The organism is Candidatus Goldiibacteriota bacterium HGW-Goldbacteria-1, from assembly GCA_002839855.1.
In the GTDB taxonomy this organism is placed as follows: domain Bacteria; phylum Oederibacteriota; class PGYV01; order PGYV01; family PGYV01; genus PGYV01.
The window spans coordinates 23,090-43,185 of the sequence record PGYV01000001.1 but is presented as its reverse complement, the minus strand read 5'-3'; the positions used below and the strand labels follow the sequence as shown (position 1 = coordinate 43,185).

21 protein-coding genes are annotated in these 20,096 nt (G+C 42.5%); 20 read left to right on the top strand and 1 reads right to left on the bottom strand.

Features of this window, described 5'->3' with window-relative positions; genetic code table 11:
- From CVV21_00210 to CVV21_00190, 5 genes are all read left to right on the top strand, one after another.
- On the top strand, window positions 1-1,125 hold the full coding sequence (locus tag CVV21_00210) for a hypothetical protein (protein ID PKL92805.1): 1,125 nt from the start codon (window positions 1-3) through the stop codon (window positions 1,123-1,125).
- A gap of 197 nt (window positions 1,126-1,322) precedes the next feature.
- Window positions 1,323-1,898, top strand: coding sequence for a hypothetical protein (locus CVV21_00205; protein ID PKL92804.1), 576 nt, complete (start codon window positions 1,323-1,325; stop codon window positions 1,896-1,898).
- Window positions 1,899-1,928: 30 nt separating this feature from the next.
- A complete protein-coding gene (locus CVV21_00200) occupies window positions 1,929-2,531 on the top strand; it encodes a penicillin-binding protein activator LpoB (GenBank protein ID PKL92803.1) in 603 nt (200 codons plus the stop codon).
- A 6-nt stretch (window positions 2,532-2,537) separates the two neighbouring features.
- On the top strand, window positions 2,538-3,824 hold the full coding sequence (locus tag CVV21_00195; GenBank protein ID PKL92802.1) for a hypothetical protein: 1,287 nt from the start codon (window positions 2,538-2,540) through the stop codon (window positions 3,822-3,824).
- Between the two features lie 68 nt (window positions 3,825-3,892).
- Window positions 3,893-4,486 (top strand): hypothetical protein, encoded by a 594-nt coding sequence (locus CVV21_00190; GenBank protein PKL92801.1) that lies wholly within the window; start codon window positions 3,893-3,895, stop codon window positions 4,484-4,486.
- Window positions 4,487-4,533: 47 nt separating this feature from the next.
- Here CVV21_00190 and rsgA read toward each other — a convergent pair whose 3' ends face one another.
- On the bottom strand, window positions 4,534-5,616 hold the full coding sequence (rsgA, locus tag CVV21_00185; protein PKL92800.1) for a ribosome small subunit-dependent GTPase A: 1,083 nt from the start codon (window positions 5,614-5,616) through the stop codon (window positions 4,534-4,536).
- Window positions 5,617-5,781: 165 nt separating this feature from the next.
- Between rsgA and CVV21_00180 the strand changes: the two genes are divergently transcribed.
- The 15 genes from CVV21_00180 to CVV21_00110 all read left to right on the top strand — a co-directional run bounded on the left by CVV21_00180 (window position 5,782) and on the right by CVV21_00110 (window position 20,096).
- Window positions 5,782-8,565, top strand: a complete 2,784-nt coding sequence (locus CVV21_00180) for an isoleucine--tRNA ligase (protein ID PKL92799.1) — start codon at window positions 5,782-5,784, stop codon at window positions 8,563-8,565.
- A gap of 29 nt (window positions 8,566-8,594) precedes the next feature.
- Window positions 8,595-8,939, top strand: a complete 345-nt coding sequence (locus tag CVV21_00175) for a hypothetical protein (protein ID PKL92798.1) — start codon at window positions 8,595-8,597, stop codon at window positions 8,937-8,939.
- 15 nt (window positions 8,940-8,954) lie between these two features.
- On the top strand, window positions 8,955-9,881 hold the full coding sequence (locus CVV21_00170; GenBank protein PKL92797.1) for a hypothetical protein: 927 nt from the start codon (window positions 8,955-8,957) through the stop codon (window positions 9,879-9,881).
- Between the two features lie 10 nt (window positions 9,882-9,891).
- Entirely contained in the window at window positions 9,892-10,380 is a 489-nt protein-coding gene (gene lspA, locus CVV21_00165; protein PKL92796.1) for a signal peptidase II, read from the top strand.
- A complete protein-coding gene (lgt, locus tag CVV21_00160; GenBank protein PKL92795.1) occupies window positions 10,361-11,125 on the top strand; it encodes a prolipoprotein diacylglyceryl transferase in 765 nt (254 codons plus the stop codon). The genes lspA and lgt overlap by 20 nt, the downstream gene beginning before the upstream one ends.
- A complete protein-coding gene (locus tag CVV21_00155; protein ID PKL92794.1) occupies window positions 11,101-12,063 on the top strand; it encodes an RluA family pseudouridine synthase in 963 nt (320 codons plus the stop codon). Before lgt ends, CVV21_00155 begins: the two co-directional genes overlap by 25 nt.
- A 42-nt stretch (window positions 12,064-12,105) precedes the next feature.
- Window positions 12,106-12,633 carry an Appr-1-p processing protein gene (locus CVV21_00150; protein ID PKL92793.1) on the top strand — a complete coding sequence of 176 codons (528 nt, stop codon included), beginning with the start codon at window positions 12,106-12,108 and terminating at the stop codon, window positions 12,631-12,633.
- A 161-nt stretch (window positions 12,634-12,794) separates the two neighbouring features.
- The gene (locus CVV21_00145) at window positions 12,795-13,016 is read left to right on the top strand and encodes a SirA-like protein (protein ID PKL92792.1); all 222 of its coding nucleotides are present in this window, start codon (window positions 12,795-12,797) and stop codon (window positions 13,014-13,016) included.
- A 183-nt stretch (window positions 13,017-13,199) separates the two neighbouring features.
- The gene (locus tag CVV21_00140) at window positions 13,200-13,667 is read left to right on the top strand and encodes a hypothetical protein (GenBank protein PKL92791.1); all 468 of its coding nucleotides are present in this window, start codon (window positions 13,200-13,202) and stop codon (window positions 13,665-13,667) included.
- 63 nt (window positions 13,668-13,730) lie between these two features.
- Window positions 13,731-15,002 carry a transcription termination factor NusA gene (nusA, locus tag CVV21_00135; protein ID PKL92790.1) on the top strand — a complete coding sequence of 424 codons (1,272 nt, stop codon included), beginning with the start codon at window positions 13,731-13,733 and terminating at the stop codon, window positions 15,000-15,002.
- Window positions 15,003-17,192, top strand: coding sequence for a translation initiation factor IF-2 (locus tag CVV21_00130; protein PKL92789.1), 2,190 nt, complete (start codon window positions 15,003-15,005; stop codon window positions 17,190-17,192).
- A 40-nt stretch (window positions 17,193-17,232) separates the two neighbouring features.
- Window positions 17,233-17,604: a ribosome-binding factor A gene (locus CVV21_00125; protein ID PKL92788.1), complete on the top strand. Its 372-nt coding sequence runs from the start codon at window positions 17,233-17,235 to the stop codon at window positions 17,602-17,604.
- Window positions 17,582-18,553 (top strand): bifunctional oligoribonuclease/PAP phosphatase NrnA, encoded by a 972-nt coding sequence (locus tag CVV21_00120; protein PKL92787.1) that lies wholly within the window; start codon window positions 17,582-17,584, stop codon window positions 18,551-18,553. Before CVV21_00125 ends, CVV21_00120 begins: the two co-directional genes overlap by 23 nt.
- A 2-nt stretch (window positions 18,554-18,555) precedes the next feature.
- Complete coding sequence (locus CVV21_00115; GenBank protein PKL92786.1) at window positions 18,556-19,500, top strand: hypothetical protein; 945 nt, start codon at window positions 18,556-18,558, stop codon at window positions 19,498-19,500.
- A complete protein-coding gene (locus tag CVV21_00110) occupies window positions 19,497-20,096 on the top strand; it encodes a hypothetical protein (protein ID PKL92785.1) in 600 nt (199 codons plus the stop codon). The genes CVV21_00115 and CVV21_00110 overlap by 4 nt, the downstream gene beginning before the upstream one ends.

Below are 20,096 nucleotides of genomic sequence, written 5' to 3'. Positions count from 1 at the left end.
ATGAAAAAAAATATAGCAATAGTAATCACAAGGCTTGATTTGGGCGGGGCGCAGAAAGTGGCGCTTTATCTTGCGGACCATCTGGATAAAAAGAGATTTAACGTCCACTTATTAGCGGGTGAAGGCGGGTATCTGGATAAAGAGGTTTTATCCAAAAAATCCGCTGTGATATTTAAACTGTTTAAAGAGATAAAACATCCCATAAGCCCTGTTGACGACGCGAAGGCGTTATTCAAATTAAAAAAATATTTCAGGGATAATAAAATAGACATTGTTCACACTCATTCTTCCAAGGCAGGGATTCTGGGAAGAAAAGCAGCGTGGCTTGCCGGTGTTAAAAAAATAGTCCATACAGTTCACGGTTTTTCTTTTCATGAACATCAGAATTTTTTAATGCACGCCATATACAGATTTCTGGAAATATCCATGGCATCAATAACAGATGATTTAATAGCGGTCGGGGAAGATGTGGCGGATTACGGCATAAAGATGGGTGTCGGCAGGGGGGGCAAATATACGGTAATAAGGGCCGGTGTGGAATTAAAAAAATTTAAAAAAGCCGCGTCTGATGCAAAAGCGGCAAAAAAGAAATACGGTATAAAACCCGGGCAGTATGTGGTTGGCATGATAGGCAATTTAAAAAAACAGAAGAACCCGCTTGCGTTTATTGAAATAGCAAAAAGGGTAATTGAAAAAAAACCAAAAGTGCTTTTTAAATTCGCGGGTGACGGCCCGCTTAGAAAAAAAGCCGAAGAACTGATATCGCGTTATGGGTTAAGCAATAATGTGGAATTGTCGGGATGGGTGGAAAAACCCGAAGAATTTATGGCGGCGTGTAATTTATTCCTTTTAACCTCACTGTGGGAAGGGCTTCCGTGTACGCTTGCACAGGCCGCGGCTGCCGGTAAAATCTGCGTGGCCTCTGATGTTTATGGCAATAGAGAGATTATAAAAGGGTTAGGCGCGGGTTATCTGTTTAAACCTTCGGATTATGATTCTGCCGCAGCTTATATAATAGAAGAAATGTCCAAAAAAAGCAGGTATAATCCGCAGTCGGCAGAGTATCTTTCTCAGTTTGACGCGGATTTAATGGTTAAACAGCACGATAAATTGTATCTTTCATAACAGGGATAGCGCGCCGGCATTCAGGCTGTAATAGATAAATTTTTTTATTATTACGTGTAAACCAAAATACGGCTTTTGTCGTCATATATTCATACAAAGCGTAAAGTAACAGGATAAAACCGGCAGTATTAGATTGTTCACTTTTACAATATTTTATGATATATTTAAATTCCAATCAAAAAAAGGAGGGCAAGGAAATGAAAAGAGTAAAAAGTGTATTGTTTTTAGCGGTTTTCTCGGTTTTTGCGGCAGCGGTATTTGCGGGTGTGACTGAAAATGCGGAAGGCGGATTTAAGGGTTCTGTAACTGACAAGGTGGAAAAATTAATGGCCACAAATCAGGACACAGAAAGGACTTATTACCCAAGGGATATGAGGCCGAATGACCTTGCAATTGTCGGCGGAATGCCTTTAATCGCGGGTGTGGCTTATGGTTACAACATTAACCCTAATTTCCAGATAGCGCTTGGCGCCGGTGCGTTTTTCCCGGGAATCACGGCAGACTTATCGGTAAAATGGTTTTTTATGCCTACCACTGTCACCCCTTACATCGCGGCCGGTATGACCTATGTCGGCGCGCTTGACAAAACTGTTATGGCGGGCCATTTTGACGCGGGTGTTGACGTGGCTTTGGAAAACGCTCTTGGAATAAACCTTGGAATGGTTTACATGAGAAGTTTTTCCGACATGGCAGACCCGTTTAAGACAGCGTGGGGCGAAACAAACAAAATAGACAACCTTGGTCTTCAGGGCGGAATACACATCAGATTTTAATTAAAACATTTTATAAAGGAGGAAGGTATTATGAAGAAGTTGGCAATGATTTTTGCGGTACTTGCAGTCGCCATGGTGGCAATTTCATGCGCGGGAACATCCGTTAAAAGGGTGGAAACAGACACTGTTATGGACTTGTCCGGAAGGTGGAATGACACTGATTCCCAGCTTGTATCCGAACAGATGGTAAAAGAGATGCTTGAAAGGCCGTGGCTTAGAAGGTTCTTAAAAGAAACAGGAAAAGAACCAAGGGTAATAGTGGGCGACATCAGGAACAAAACGGACGAGCATATTGAAGTGGAAACATTCAGAAAAGATATTGAAAGGGAACTTACCAATTCCGGCGATGTGCGTTTTGTGGCCAGCAAATCGGAAAGGGAAGAAATAAGGGACGAACGCGCGGACATGCAGGAATATTCATCAGAAACCACGGCAAAGAAGTTCAAGAAAGAATCTGCCGCGGACTATATGCTTAAAGGCGTAATTACATCCATCTCTGACGCAGCTGCCGGCAAAAAGGTCATTTTCTATCAGATAGACCTTGAACTTTTTGACACGGAAAGCAATGAAAAGGCGTGGGTAGGGCAGAAAAAGATAAAGAAAGTAATAGACAAGCCGGGAATAGGATTCTAATTTAACATGAAACGTTTAATAGTCATCGCGGCACTTACCGCCCTTTTTATGGGCGGCTGTGCCGCGATGAATTTTTACAAAAAAGTGGACGTACATATGGGCGCGGGGCAGTTTGCACAAGCCGACAAAATAATTGAAGAGTCAAAAAACAATTATAAGGGCGAACACGAACTGCTTTATTATTTTGACAAAGGCTCCATACTGCAGATGATGGGGGAATATAAACAAAGCACCAAATACCTTGAAGAGGCTGAACTTAAGGTGGAATCGCTTTATACCAAAAGCGCCACGCAGCATATAGGTTCTTTTCTTACAAATGATATGAGCCTTCCATACGAAGGCGAGGATTTTGAACAGGTAATGATAAATGTTTTAAAGTGCCTTAATTTTTTATACGCCGGTGACGCGTCCGGTGCGCAGGTAGAGGCAAGAAAAGTAAACAACAGGCTTAATCTTATAAATGACCGCTATGAGGGCAAATCAATATATAAACAGGATGCGTTTGCAAGATACCTGTCAGCCATAGCGTTTGAATTAAAAGGCGATTATAATGACGCGTATATTGATTATAAAAAAAGCCTTGAGGGCTATATGAATTACGCTTCACTTTATAATACGGAAATACCGGGCAGGGTAAAGCAGGATATTTTAAGGACTGCGGAAGCTGTAAGGTTTTATGATGATGTGGAAAGATATAAAAAAGAATTCGGTATCCAGGCATATACAAAGCACGCGGAAGCCAGGTCAAAAGCGGAAGTGATATTTGTGGTGTATGACGGAATGGCGCCGTATAAGGTAAGCAAGCAGGTTAACGCGGCGACAAAAGATAAAAACGGAAAACCGTATGTGATTAAAGTTGCTTTTCCTTCGTTTGTGCCAAGGGGAAGCGTGGTAAATTCAGTGTCGGTGGATGGAACTAATTCGGGTTTTGACGCGGAAAACGTATCTGCAATAGCCATGAAAAATCTGGAGCACAAAAACGGCCTAATATACGCGAAAGCGGTGGCAAGGGCGGCTGCCAAATATTTTGCGTCGCAGGCGCTGTCTAATAACGGTAAAAACAGCACAATGAGCCTGCTTATGAACATATACACTTACGCGTCGGAACAGGCGGATACCAGAAGCTGGAGGACGCTGCCTTCAAGGTTTATTATGATAAGAAAGTATTATGAACCCGGAAAAAAGACCGTGAAGGTGGAACTTGACACGGTATCCGGGAAGAGGGAACAGTCGTATGACCTTAAACTGAAAGCCGGCGGAAAGAAAATAATTCCGATATATGCTTTTAACTGAAGTAAACAAAAGATGGGTTGCTTCCGTCAAATAGACAGAAGTAAAAAATGAAAAGGAGGAACAGAAAAATGAGACTAAAAACAGCGGTAACGGCGGTGCTTGCGGTTCTTACTGCGGCGGCGGTTTATGCCTACATACCGGAAAACACGGAAGAGAACGGCTTTGACCAGAGGGTGGTAACGGCATCAGAGGATGTTTCCGTGCTGGTGGAAGACGGCGTAAAAGCTATAAGGCAGGAAATTGTAAGTTCCAGCTACAACAACGAGCGTACAAGCGAACTTGCAGGGCGCGGGGTTAAAGAAAGCGAAAGCGGCAGCGAAGAAGTAACTTCGAAAGAGGTGCTTTATTTTGAGCCCAAAGAAGAGATATATGAAGCGCAGGAAATGATGGATGAAATGCTGTTGTGGCTTGAAGTTTACAAGACCACTGCCGGCGAAGATGTGGTTATCTTTAAAAAGGTGAAAGAAATAATTAAATCCAAAAAAGACAATATTGATAAGTTAATAGACGCGCTTAAATATCAGAAAGACAACAAGGACGCTGTGCTGGAATTAAAGAGGAAAGTAAAAAAGAATGACAAGGACCTTAAGTTTAATTTGAAAAGGCTTAAAGGGGAGATAAAGCTTGTGGCGGGAAAACCCCTTCCTGAACCAAAAGAATAAAAAGTTAAAATAGATTTAAAGGCCGGAGCGTTTGCTCCGGCCTTTTTTTATCTGCCTTTTACTTCCTTTATATCTTTAAGAACATTTTTGACGTATTTCCCGAATTTCTTTTCTTTTTGTTTTCTTTCCAGCGCCGCGGCTTCATCAATTTTTGACCGTGTATATTCCATCTCTTTTTTTAACTTAAAATAACTTTTCAATATTTCCGGCGGTATTAATCCTTTATCCGCGGCCTCTTTAACGGCGCAGCCCGGTTCGTTTTCGTGAAGGCAGTCTTTAAACCTGCAGTTCTGCGCATATTTAAGGACAATATCAAATTCGGGCGCGGATTTTCCGTCATCATCCCAAAGCTGCAGCTCCCTTATGCCCGGGGTGTCAATTACCATTCCGCAGTTATCTATAAAATAAAGCTGACGGGCAACAGTTGTGTGCCTTCCCCTGGAATCGTCCTCGCGGACTTCGTGCGTCTCTGCGACCTGCTTTCCGGCAAGGCTGTTTATTATGGTTGATTTACCCGCGCCTGATGACCCTACAAAGACGGATGTCATGCCGTCGCGCATGAAACTTTTAAGTTCGTCAATGTGATTACCTGTTATCGTGCTTATTCCAATAACAGGGATGGCGCGCAGAAGTTCTTTTGTTTTTTCAAGTATCTGCACGGCGTCGGGATTAAGGTCGGATTTGTTAAGGACAACAACGGGCGATATTCCCGTACCTTCAATTGAAGCCGCGTATCTTAACAGGCGCATGGGGTTATAATTATTATCAAGCCCCTGGACAATAAAGATATTGTCAATGTTTGCCGCCATAACCTGTTCAACTGTTTTTGCGCCTGCGGCTTTTCTGGAAAAATAAGTGTGACGCGGCACAAGGCTGTGTATTATGGCTTTACTTTCCTCCGGAAAAACGGATGCTGCGACCCAGTCGCCTGTTTTTGGGTATTCCGAAGGCGTCTGCGCGGTAAACATAAATTTACCCGATACTTCACCGGCTATTTCGGCTTCACCGGTGTGTAATATATACCTTTCCCTGTGCTCCGCTATTACGCGCGCGGGATTAAGCCCGTCTTTTCTGAAAGGTTCAAAGTCCTCTTCAAACCTGCTGTTCCAACCCAGTTGTTCAAGTGTCATGGATAAATATTACCACTGCTATGGTTTTTTATCAAGATTTTGGCCGGGTTAAAATGGTTTTGTGCATATGGGGGCAAAACTCCTTGTATATGCCGCGGTTTTATGATAAAAATGTATATTCCCGTATAAAACGGAGATTTTGATATTTCAGGAGCGTATACACTGATGGAAAAAAAAGATACTGCCATACACATGCCAAAGACGGACTTTCCGATGAAGGGAAACCTAAATCAGAGGGAGCCGGAGTTTTATAAGAAGTGGGAAGATGATAAAGTTTATGAAAACCTGCTTGAAAAACGAAAGAAAGAAAACGCCCCTTCATACATACTTCACGACGGGCCGCCCTATGCCAACGGCAATATTCATATGGGGCATACTTTAAACAAGGTTTTAAAGGATATTGTTGTCCGTTACCGTTCGTTTAAGGGTTATTACTCTCCGTACGTGCCGGGATGGGACTGCCACGGAATGCCTATTGAACACAAGGTCGCGGAGAATCTTGGCAGCAGGGCAAAGACAATGACAAAGCCGGAAATACGCAGGCTGTGCCACGAATACGCTATGAAATACGTGAAATTACAGGGAGACCAGTTTAAAAGGCTTGGAATAATGGGCGACTGGGAAAATCCTTACCTTACGCTTAATAAAGAATATGAAACCAAGATGGTTGATATTTTCTGGGAAATGTATAAAAAAGGCCTTGTCTACAGGGGCTTAAAACCTGTGTACTGGTGCTGCAGATGCGAAACCGCGCTGGCAGAAGCGGAAGTGGAATACGCCGACCATAAATCCACGTCTGTATTTGTAAAATTTAAAATCAAAGATGATTCAAAGTCAAAAGCAAAACCGGGTAAAGATACTTACGTGGTTATCTGGACTACCACACCGTGGACGCTTCCGGCAAACGTGGCAATAGCATTGCATCCGGATTTTGATTACGCGGTATATGAAGGTGCGGGCGAAAAATATATTTTAGCCAAAGGTTTAAAAACACAGTTTGAAGAAAAAACCGGAATATCAGGACTTAAAGAAATATCCGTGTTTAAGGGCAAAGATTTAGAACGCGCGGTCTGTCAGCACCCTTTTGTGGACAGGGATTCGCTTGTAATTAACGCGGATTACGTCACTTTAGAAACGGGTACGGGCTGTGTTCATATAGCGCCGGGCCACGGCCATGAAGACTATGTGGCGGGATTAAAATATAACCTTCAGATACTAAACCCGGTGGACGCCTGCGGCCGGTACACAAATGAATTTGAAATGATGAAAGGCGAGCATGTTTTTGCCGCCAACGAAAAAATAGTTGAACTGCTTAAAGAAAAAAATGTACTGCTTGCGCAGGAACAGATAACCCATTCGTACGCGCATTGCTGGCGCTGCAAAAGCCCCATTATTTACAGGGCTACCAACCAGTGGTTTATTTCCATGGAAAAAGATAATTTCCGCGCACAGGCGCTTAACGAAGTTAAAAACGTAAAGTGGTTCAATGAATGGGGAGAAGACAGGATAACAAAGATGATTTCCGGCAGGCCGGACTGGTGCATATCGCGCCAGCGTTCGTGGGGTGTGCCTATCTTTGTTTTTACCTGCAAAGACTGCGGCGAATCAATAGTGACTGAAAAAACCATAGCCAAAGTAAGGGCGCTTATAAAAGAAGAAGGCAGCGACGGATGGTTTAAACATTCGGCAAAGGAAATTTTAGGTGATGACTGCAAGTGCCCCAAGTGCGGTTCTGATAATGTGGATAGGGGAAGTGATATTTTTGATGTGTGGTTTGATTCCGGTGCTTCAAGTTTTTCCGTGCTTGAAACCAGAGATGATTTATCCTGGCCGGCCGACCTTTATCTTGAAGGGTCAGACCAGTACAGGGGATGGTTTCAGTCATCGCTTCTTGCTGCTGTCGGCTTTAAGGGCAAGGCACCGTATAAATCGGTTATCAGCACAGGCTGGGTTGTTGACGGTCAGGGCCGCGCCATGCATAAATCACTTGGCAACGTAATTGACCCGCTTAGCCTTATTAAAAAAGGCGGCGCTGATTTATTAAGGCTTTGGGTGGCTTCTGAAGACTTCACAACAGACCAGCCGATATCAGATGAAATTATGTCAAGGGTTACGGATTCTTACAGGCGCATAAGAAACACTTTCCGCTATATGTTAAGCGCGGTAAATGATTTTAAAAAAGAAGATATGGTGCCGTATGAAGAACTGTCATCATTTGACAAATACGCCCTTCATAAAATGCAGGTATTATTGGACTCTTTGGATAACTATTATGAAAATTTTGAATTCTACAGGGTTTACAGGGAATTTTCCAATTTCTGCTCGTTATTTCTGTCTTCGTATTACTTTGATGTCTTAAAAGACAGGCTGTATACGTTTAAAAGTGACGGCAAACAGCGCAGGGGAGCCCAGACCGTTATTTATAAAATGCTGATTAACCTTACCAAAGCCATTGCGCCGGTGCTTGCGTTTACAGCTGATGAAGTGTGGCAGTTTATACCGCAGGAGTTAAGAAATGAAAGCCACATTCAGCTTGAAAAGTGGACGGTGGAAAAAGAGCCCCTTTTAGACGCGCAGACAGTGGAAGAGTGGGAGACGTTTAATAAATTAAGGGATGCAGCCCTGAAAAAAATAGAGGATAAAAGAAAAGAAAAGCTTATAAGCCATCCGTATGAAGCTGTGGTAAATATTAAATACGCTTCCGCCAAACTTGACAGGATTTTAAAGAAACTGTCAAAGGAAGAAGTGGAACAGATGATAATTATTTCCGGTGTGTCATACAGCCCTGCCGAAAAACTGGAAGAAAAAGAGTGGGATTTTGGACTGGAAATAACAGCTTCAAAGTCTGAAGGTATTAAGTGCGAAAGGTGCTGGAGATACGTTGATGCTGTGGGCAAAGATTCCGAATATCCGGGGCTTTGCTCCAGATGTGTTGAAAATTTGGGATAACATAATTTGTTAATCCTTGTGAGAATAAAATGAATAAAACAAAAAAAAATGAAAAAGAAAAAAAGGCATCTAAAGTAGAAAAGGTTCTTGCCTATGACATGAAGCTGATGCAGAAAGTAGCAGCTATGCTGGAAGCAGGCAACATAGAAGAGTTTATTGACATAAAAAGCAGGCCTTTAAAACTTATTTTTTTGAATTTTGTAATTGGTTTGTCCAGGGGAGTTGGTTTTTTGCTGGGTGCAACGGTAGTAGGCGCAATAATCCTGGCGATTATGAAGGGTGTATTTGTGAAACTTGGCGGTATGCCGTGGTTTGGCACGCAGATAGCGGACATACTTGTTTATATTAAAAGTATTACAGAACAGGCGCAGTAGGCGGGGAAGTGAAAAATGGAAGACAGGCTTAAACAGAATAAGCGCAGCATAACATATATAAGGGCTGTTTTAACCCTTATAATAATACTGCTTGGCATATATAATTTTGGCGGCATAATAGAATCTTCAGGTTTCTTATTTTTCTATATTGCCGTTGTTATCATATCCAATATATTTTTTGGACTGCTGCCGGAAAAAATGTATGAAGGCATGAAACTTCATTACATTATATTCGTCCTTGATATTATACTGGTGTCTTTTGGGGCATACTGGCTTGCAGGCCTTACTTTTAATATGCTGATGGTTATTTTCCTTGCGTTATTTATGGCTGCCATAGGGCAGTCTGTGGGTTTAAGTGTGGCAATTGCCGCGGTGACGACCCTTGTGTATTTTTTCATAAGGTCGTCAGGTAATGATGCCGGCTTTGCCGGATTCATGCAGGAAAGAGAGATACTGAATATTCCCTTTATATTTGTCGTATCGCTTCATGCCAGTTTTCTTGCCGAAAAAGCAAATGAAGAGATTGAAGAAAAAAAGAAAATGAAAAAAGCATACGGCGAACTTTCCGAGAAACTTAAAGATTCGCATGAAGACCTTGAAGGTATGCTGGAATTTCACACCAGGGTATATGATTCGCTTAAAAGCGGATTTATTATTATGGACGCTTCCGGAATAATAAAAGTTTTTAATGCCAGGGCAGAGGAAATATTCGCCCTGCGCGGACATAAGGCCAGAAATATGCACTTTAAGCATTTGGAAGCAATAGGTGATGCTGCCGAACTGATAAATAATTTAATATTAAAAAGACAGCCGTCAGAAAAAGTATCTGTGTCCATACAGGCGGCCGGAATCATAAAAAAACTGCTGGTCAGTACATACCACGTTAAAGACAGGGAAAATAATATAACAGGGTATATCTGTTCTGTTGAACAGGTTTTTTAAAGGAGAAAAAATGAGAACTTTGATAATAACGGCAATTACAATTTTAGGACTGGACCAGGCAGTAAAGTTTTTTATTAAATCTACGATGAAACTGTACCAGTCAATACCTGTCATAAAGGGTTTTCTTAATATTACTTACATAGAAAATAGCGGCGTTTCTTACGGCATGCTGGGCAATGTGGACCACCCCGCTAAAAGGTGGGTATTGCTTGGGATAGTCGCGCTTGCCATGGCCGCAATTTTAACTTACTGGTATAAATACAGAAGCCCTAAATTTCTGTATAATTTCAGCTGCGGCCTTATTATAGGCGGCGCGCTTGGTAATTTTACAGACAGGCTTTTAATTGGAAGCATTACTGATTTTATAGAGGTCTATCACAAGTCCTGGCATTTTCCGGTGTTTAATGTGGCGGACAGCGCGATAAGCGTGGGTGTTGTCTTCTTTATATTGTTTATGCTTATTCACGGAGAGGAAAAAAATGCACCCCATAATAGCTGATTTTGGTTTCTTTGAGCTTCGTTCCTATGGATTGTCCACCGCTATAGGTTTTCTTGCGGGAATTCTGCTTGCCGGCATGCTGGCAAAAAAAGAAGGGTTTAAGGGCGACCCTGTAACTGATATTGGCCTTGTATCCATAATCGGAGCTGTAATAGGCGCGCGCCTTTTATATGTGGGAATATGGTGGGATGATGTCTATTCAAAAAATATTGCTGATATTTTCAAGGTCTGGGAAGGCGGGCTGGTTTTTTATGGCGGCTTGATAGGGGCTATTATAAGCGACCTTGTATGGTTAAGGCTGAAAAAACTTCCTATACTAAGGCTTGGCGATATATGCATGCCGTTTGTGTCCCTTGGGCACGCTATAGGCAGAATAGGGTGCTATTTTAACGGCTGCTGCTACGGTTCTGTTGATGATAAGTGCGGGGTTGTTTTCCCGTCCATCGGCGACAATCTTCCGCATCTTCCGGTGCAGCTTTATGAATCCGCTCTAAATTTTCTGAATTTTTTATTTCTGCTGCTTTTTTTCCGCAGGGTCAAACATATTAACGGGGTTATCTTTTTTCTTTATTTTATGAATTACGGAATAATCCGTTTTATAATGGAAATCTTCAGGGGAGACGCGGAACGCGGACAGATAATGAAACTGTCAACCTCCACTTTCATAAGCATCTTTATGATAGCGGCAGGTGCGGCAGGCGCCGCGTTTGTGTTTTATAAATGGAAAAAAAATCAGTTAAAGTAACTTCGGATGACAGGCAGAGGATAGATGTTTTTCTAAGGGAAACTTCCGGCCTTTCAAGGTCGCAGATTAAGCACATTATGGATAATGGAAATGTCTCTCTAAATGGTAAAATAACCGGTTCCCCCGGGTACAAATTAAAGCGGGGGGATTATCTGGAATATCTGGAAGAACTTCCAAAAAAATTTGAACTTATAAAACAGGACATCCCTTTAAACATCATATATGAAGATGATAATATGATGATAATCAACAAACAGGCAGGCCTTGTAGTGCATCCCTCGCCCGGGCACAGCGACGGCACTTTGGTAAATGCGCTTGTCGGGAAACATATTAATGAAGAGGATTATGAAGGCACAAGCAGCAGGATTGGGATAGTGCACCGGCTGGACAGGGACACTTCCGGGCTTATGATAATAGCAAGAAACGGGGATGCGCATCACAAACTTGCCGCGCTTTTTAAGGAAAAAAAAATCAACAAGACATACCGCTGTATTGTACACGGCAGGGTGGAACAGGTGGGGCACATAAATACCCACATTGTACGTGATGCGAACAACAGGCTTAAATATACCGCTAAATATTCCGGAGGCAAGGAAGCGTATACGATTTTTGAACCTGAAGAAATATTTTCAAACACCACTCTGCTGAAAGTAAGAATCCTTACCGGCAGGACGCACCAGATACGCGTGCACATGAATTACATAAAGAACGAGGTCGTAGGCGACCCTGTGTATGGCAATAAATCAAAGGACAACGATCTTGCAGGGTGCCTGGGATATGATATAAAAAGCAGGGAAGACCTTTTGCCGCGGCAGATGCTGCACGCAAGCGAACTTGAATTTGAAAATCCTTTTAACGGTAAAAAAATGTTTTTCAGCGCGGAAATCCCGGATGATATGAAGCGCGTGCTAAGCCTTCTTAGGGCCAGGGCAAGGTGATACTTTAAAGCTGGAATATAAGAAATAAAAGGGGAGGTTATTATGCAGGCAAAAAAACTTCAGCACATTGTGATAGAACTTGTGCATGGCGATATAACTTCAGTTCCGGCGGATGTAATTGTAAACGCGGCAAATAATGAATTGTGGATGGGATCCGGTGTCGCAGGCGCGATTAAATTAAAAGGCGGGCGAGAAATAGAACAGGAAGCTATGGGTAAAGCGCCGGCAGATTTGGGGGAAGCGGTAGAAACCAAAGCCGGGAAACTTGCCTGCAGGCACGTCATTCATGCCGTGGTGATGGGGCAGGATTTAAAGACAAGCGGCGCGGTAATAGAAGAGGCGGTGTCAAATTCGCTTAAGCTTGCGGAAAAATTAAAGTGCGTTTCTATCGTGTTCCCGGCATTAGGCACAGGGGTAGGAGGCTTTTCAATTGAAAAATGCGCGGCAATCATGATAAATGAAGTGAAGGCGTTTGACCTTGCGCAGCCAAAGCACTTAAAAAAAGTTATTTTTGCCCTCTTTTCCAAAAGGGCTTTTGAAATATTTGAAGAGCGGTATAGAAAGCTTTAATTAAGAATCTGTGGTTTTTATCATAATTATACCGGGGTTGTGTATATTTTTTCAGCGCGTCCTGTCCGGTAAACTTGATTTATAAAAATCCTCCGCTATACTTAACACAGGCGTGATTTCTTCAGGCTGTAAGGGGATATGTAAGCGGGGAGGTAATTGTTATGGGTACGGTTCATGTGGATTGCAGCGGACTGAAATATCCGCTGCCGGTTTTAAGAATTGCCATATATGTCCCGGATATGAAACCCGGAGATGTGATGGAAGTAAACGCGGATTGTGATAATTTTGACAAGGATTTAAAGGAATGGTGCGGGCATACCGGCAAAAAACTGATATCCTGCCGCAATGAATCCGGAGAATATAAAGCAAAGATTCAATTTTAGGAGGACATACGCTATTTGTTCCGTATTGTAAAACAAACGGCTTTTTCAAAGGCGAGGTAAATACCGCCTTGATTAAGTCTGTTGTTTCTGCTATAATTTCAATAAGCTAAAGCCTGCACATGTGCTTAAACATAAGTGGGGAAGTTTTTTTCCCCACTTTTATATTTTTATAGAGGTTATCAAATGGAAGAAAAGGTATCATTAAGGGAACTTATAGAAAAAGAGATAGAACCGCTTATCAAGGACAACTTTATGGAACTTGTGGACATTGATGTGTCCACGGGACAAAGAAAGTTGTATATCCGCATTAAATTGGATAAGATAACCGGCGGAATAAACCTTGATGAATGCGCCATGATGAGCCGCATGATAGATGATTTATTATTTGAAAAAAATACAGTGCATTCTGATTACAATCTGGAGATAAGCTCTCCCGGGATGGACAGGCCGCTTAAAAGCCCGGCGGATTACAAGCGTTTTGAAGGTAAACTGGCAAAATTATCGTTATATGAACCTATAGAGAATGAAAACTGCCAGATAGGGCATATTAAGGAAAGTACACAGGAAGATGTAACGCTGGCAACAAAAAAAGGCGACAGAAAGATACCTTTTTCAAGCATAAAAAAAGCGAATCTGGAGATTGATTTTTAGACGGATTCGTTACAGAGACAGAAGCCGGCAGGCCCGGTACAAAGAGAGAGTGAGGTAGAAAAGATGGGAAACGAAATTTTACAGATGCTTCAGCAGGTGGAAAAACTAAAAAACATAGATGAAAAGGAACTTATAGACGCTTTTGAACGCGGCATCACATCCGCTGCCAAGAAAGTCTACGGTATTAAGCCTGAAATAAGGGTGGAGTTTGGCGAAGAGCTGAAATTCTTCTGGAAAAAAACAGTTGTGGAAAAAGCTTCAAATGATTTTACCGAGATAAGCCTTGATGCCGCCAAAGAAATAAAAAGTGACGCCGTATTTGGCGATATTATAGAAGTGCTGTTCTATCCCAAAGAGTTTGGCAGGATAGCGGCACAGACCACGAAACAGGTTATTACACAGAAAATCCGCGAAGTTGAAAAAGAGCAGATTTTTCAGGATACAAAGAAAAAAGAAGGGGAAATAGTAACAGGCACCGTTCATACAATTGAACACGGCGATGTGGTTGTGGACTTAGGCGCCGTGGAAGGCGTGCTTAAGGTAAGGGAACAGGTGGCGCATGAAAAGTACAGGATAGGCGAAAGAATAAGGGCGCTTGCGCTTAAGACAGTGCGCGGCAAGGAAGGCGCTATTCTGGAACTGTCAAGGACTCATCCCAATTTTATAAAACGTATTTTCGCGCAGGAAGTAACCGAAGTAGACCAGGGGACTGTGGAAATAAAATATGTGGCCAGGGAACCCGGCGTTAAAACGAAAGTGGTTGTTACATCCAATGATTCGCATATTGATCCTGTAGGCGCGTGTATCGGCGTAAAAGGAAGCCGGATACAGACTATTATCAGGGAACTTCACGGCGAAAAGGTGGACGTTGTACTGTATGATGAGGATATAAAAAAATATCTCCAGAGCGCCATTGCGCCCATAGAGATAAAAGATATATATATTGACCAGGAAAATCATTACACAATTATTGCTGTTTCTGACGAACAGTTCTCGCAGGTTATAGGCAAAAACGGCATTAACATGAGGCTTGTGGCAAAAATTACAAAGTGGAAAGTATCCGTACTCCGTATTAACGAATTTAACAAAGAAAAGATTGATGAGATGAAAGGCAGCTTTGAACAGCAGGTGGCTTATGACCTGTTTAAACTTGGGGATGACATTCCCGTTAAGCAGTTAAAAGAACTTAAGAAAGCGGGAATAAAGAACCTGTTGGATTTTGAAACTGCCGGTATTCCGGATATTATAAATGTCCTTGGCTGCGATGAAAAAACGGCGGAAAAGCTGAAAGAAAAGGCCCAGGCACTAATCGAAAAAGAAGAGCAGGGTGAATAAATGAGAATATACGAATTTGCGAAAAATCACGGCAAAGATAACAAAGATATAATAAAGATACTGACTGATATGGGTATAGAAGTAAAAAGCCATATGAGCAGTATGCCGGAAGAGGTAATAAAAAAAGTTGAAAGTATGCTGGGAACTTCGGTTGCGCCTTCAGCACCTGCGCCTTTGGCTCCGGCTCCTGTGGATAAAGCTTCGGCTTCTACAGTGCCTTCAAAACCTGTGCCTGCACCTTCGGCGGCGGCAAATAAAACTCTGGATAAAAAACAGCCCAATGTTGAAGTGAAAAAAGCACATGAAACAAAGGCCGCGCCTGCTCCTACACCTGTGCCTGCACCTTCGGCGGCACCTGTTGTTCCTTTGGAAACTGCAGAGACATCTGCGCCGGTTGAAACACAACCACCGGCTGCGCCTGTTGAAATTGTTAAAGAGACAATTGAAATAAATAAAAATATGACTGTAACAGAATTTGCGGCCTCGCTTGAAATAAGGCCCGTGGAGCTTATTAAAAAACTTATGAGCATGGGCGTAATGGCCACAATGAACCAGGTGTTAAACGAAGAAGAAGTCCAGATAATTGCGGATGAATATAATAAGATATTGAAATTTAAAGACATATACGGCGACGACATATTTGCAGAGGTTCCGGATAAACCGGAAGACTTAAAACCCCGCTGCCCTATAGTGACAATTATGGGGCACGTTGACCACGGAAAGACATCCCTGCTGGATGCCATACGCGAATCAAATGTTGTAAGCGGCGAACACGGCGGTATTACGCAGAAGATAGGCGCCTATAAAGTTTCCACAGGGCACGGTGATGTGGTATTTCTTGACACGCCCGGCCATGCCGCGTTTACGGCAATGAGAGCCCGCGGAGCAAAAGCCACTGACATTGTAATTCTTATTGTGGCGGCGGATGACGGCATAATGCCGCAGACAAAAGAAGCTATTGACCACGCGAAAGCGGCGGGAGCGCCTATCATAGTCGCAATAAATAAAATTGATAAAGAAGGGGCAAACCCGGAAAAGATAAAACAGGAACTTACAAAATACGGGCTTGTACCTGAAGAGTGGGGCGGAAAGACGCAGGTTGTTGCAATTTCAGCCAAGAAAAAAACAGGCATTAATGACCTTCTTGAGCGAATCCTGCTTGAATCTGAAATGCTTGAACTTAAAACCAACCCTGATACTTACGCGCAGGGAGTGGTTATAGAAGGAAGGCTTGATAAAGGCCGCGGCGCTGTTGGTACTGTGCTTCTTCAGAAGGGCACCCTTAAGATAGGGGACGCCTTTATTACTAATTATACGTACGGAAAAGTAAGGGCTATATTCAATGATCAGGGCAAAAGGTTAAAAGACGCAAAAGCCGTAATGCCCATTGAAGTGCTTGGATTTGAAGACGTACCGAACGCCGGGGACAAGATTAAAGTTTTCCCTAATGACAAAGAGGTAAAACAGATAGCGGCAAAACGTTCAACTGATATAAGGCGTTTCCAGGTTGATAAAAAGAAAAGAAAGATGACGCTTGAAGACCTTCATAAGAAAATAGAATCAGGCGCGGAAAAGAAGCTTCAGGTAATTATTAAAGGCGACGGTATTGGTTCTGTTGAAGCGCTGTCCGAAGCCATTGAAAAAATTTCCACTGACAGTGGAATACAGGTACAGGTAATACATAAAGATGTGGGCGACATTACCGAAAGCGATGTTCTGTTAGCGGATGCGTCAGACGCGGTAGTAATTGGTTTCTTTGTATCCGTGCTTCCCGCGGCCAAGGATCTGGCAAAGCAGGAAGGCGTTGAAATAAAAATATACCATATCATATACGAAGTTGTGGATTCCATAAAAGCCGCTATGGAAGGGCTGCTGGAGCCGGAATATGAATTTGTTGAAATCGGCGAGGCCGAAGTAAGGCAGGTCTTCAAAGTTGAAAGCGAAGGCGTAAATATAGCCGGAAGTTACATGAAAAAAGGCAAGGCATATCAGGATTCCACGGCTGTGGTTAAAAGGAACGGGTATGAATTATTAAAGGCCGAGGTTAAGACGCTTAAGAGGTTCAAAGACACGGTAAAAGAAGTTAAGGAAGGTTATGAATTTGGAGTTGTAGTGGAAGGTTATAAAGAACCGGCTGTGGGCGATATGGTAATTTTCTATGAAGAAAGACAGAAATTAAAAAAACTGTAGATAAAACGGCAGAAGGCCGGAATTGGTTTAAGGCGGATAAATGCAGGGTATAAGAAAACAAAAAGTTGAAAGTCTGATGAAAAGGGAAATAAGCACCATCATCATGAGGGAAGTAAAAGACCCAAGAGTGGGTTTTGTAAGCGTTCATTCTGTCAGCCTTACAAATGACCTTAAGTCCGCGCATGTTTATATCAGCGTTATGGGCGATGAAGATAAGAAAAAAAAGTCACTGGAAGGGCTGCAGAAAGCGTCCGGTTTTATAAGGGGCCAGGTGGGCGATGCCATTAAGATACGCTATACTCCGGAGATTATTTTTAAACTGGACAATTCCTATGAAGAACGCCTTAGGGTTGAAGGCCTTTTCAGGCAGATAGAAGAGGAAAAGAAGAATGACAAAAAAACAGGCGAGTGATATTGCCGCGTTAATAAAAAAATCCCACAGTATACTGCTTACCACGCATATCAACCCTGACGGCGACGGGCTTGGTTCCGGTTCCGCGCTTGTAAGCGTGCTTTCAAAGATGGGAAAAAAAGTGGATTTTATCAACAGGGATCCGCTTCCGGATATATACAGATTTCTGCCTTCAAGCGGAAAAATTAAGAATATCAATAAGGTTAAGGGCTGTTATGACCTTGCTATTTTTCTTGAATGCCCGGATCTGGCAAGAAACGGACATATAATTGACCATATAAAACAGGCAAAGCGGACCATTAATATAGACCACCATCTGGGAAACGTCATGTACGGCGATTTAAATGTGGTGGAACCAAAAGCCGCGGCCGTAGGCATGCAGCTGTATCAGTTTATGCAATTCAACGGGTGGAAAATAAGCAAAGATGTTGCCTGCGGTTTATATACCGCGATAGTTACAGACACAGGGTCTTTTGCTTATTCCAATACCTCGCCCGAAGTTCATCAGGTGACAGCGGAACTTATTAAGGCCGGGGCAAATCCCAATCAGATATCAGGCGAAGTTTACGCCACAACGCTTTCCAGCACCAGGCTTATGGCAAAAATGCTTACCGCTTTAAAGTTTGAAGGCAAAGCGGCGTGGAGCGTGGTGACAAAAAAGATGTTTAAGGAAACCGGCGCCAAAGAAAGCGATACGGATAATTTCATAAATTCAATCAGGTCGATAAGGGGCGTTGATATCGCCGTGCTTTTTAAGGAAGTCACCGCTGATTCCGTAAAGGTCTCTTTCAGGTCAAAACACGGCGTTGATGTCAATATGATAGCCACGGAATTAAACGGCGGCGGGCATAAGTACGCGTCAGGATGCTTTATAAAAAAACCGGTAAAAGAAGCGGAAAAACTTGTCATTTCAGAGATAAGGAAATACTTTAAGACAAGAAAGAAGTAAAAATGAAGATTATAAAAACTGTTAAGAACCTTAAATTAAAAACCAAAAGCGCCGTAACAGTCGGAGTCTTTGACGGCGTTCACACCGGGCATTTATCCCTGATAAATGTCGTGAAAAAAGAAGCGGCCGCTATTCATGGGAAAAGCATACTTGTTACATTTTCCGGACACCCTGACAGATATTTTTCAAAAAATACCGAACTTAAACTCATAAAAAAGCACTCACATAACATTGAAATTATAGAAAAACACGGTATTGATATCTGCGTTCTGCTTGATATTTCAAAAGTATCGCGTGTAGAACCGGAAAATTTTGTAAAAGATATCCTGTGCGGAAAACTTAATATGAAATCTATAGTGGCGGGTTCGGATTTTGTATTTGGCCGCGGCGGCCGGGGGAATGTGGCACTGTTAAAAAAAATGTCAAAGGAACTGGGCTTTTCTGTAAAAATAGTTCCGGATAAAATGGTGGATGGTTACAAAGTAAGCTCCACAATCATAAGAGAAAAACTTGCGCAGGGAGACATAAAACTTGTAAATAAAATGCTTGGCAGGCCTTATACAATTGACGGGGAAGTGATTGAAGGGCGGCACATAGGCAGGGACATTGGATTCCCCACCGCCAATATTAAGATAAAGTATGAAGAAATACCGGCAAGGGGCGTGTGGGCGGTAGCCGTGGATTATAACGGCCACAGATATACAGGCGCGGCAAATATTGGTTTTGCGCCGACGCTTAAGCAGGAAAAGGCGGCGCTTATAGAGGTTTTTATATTTGATTTTGATTCAGTTATTTACGGCAAAAAACTGAAAGTGGAATTTTTAGAGCACATAAGGGACGAAAAGAAGTTTAAGAATAAGGATGCGCTTATTGCAAAGATAAATCAGGATATAAATTATATAAGGCGTAAATATAAAAAAGCGCCAAAAGGAAGTAAAACCATATGAAAATAAAACTGGCTGTTGAAAAGCCGATACAGGCATTAAAGAAAGAACCGGTTTTTATATTGCTGGCGGGTTTAACGGCGGGTATGCTGTCTTCGGTGACGCTGGGAATCTTATATCCTGTTATGGCAGCGGGGCTTGCCAATGTAATTATAAAAATATCCGCGGGAGAAAAAGCGGATTTTCAGGACCTGTTCAAATTTATGAATCTTCTTGCGCCCATGTTTGGCCTGGGGCTGCTGATATTTATAATGTCCGCAGCCGGACTTGTTTTTATTATATTTCCGGGGCTTCTTATTATGGCCTTGTTTGTATATGCGCCTTATTATATGGCTTTTGAAAATCAGGGGATTATGGCTTCGTTGAAATTAAGTGCAAAAGCGGCAATTGCAAATAATCTTATGGGGCATGTGGTAATTGTGCTTGTCCTTTGGCTGATAAACCTTATCGGGATACAGATGCTGGCAGGCTGGATTCTTACCTTCCCGCTTACTGTGGGATTTTTGTATTTTTTATTTGAACAGACGAAGAAAGACGGCAGCTCAGCTGCTCAGCAGCTTAGCGGCTCAGAAGAACCTGTTGACGGGAAAGTTGGTTAA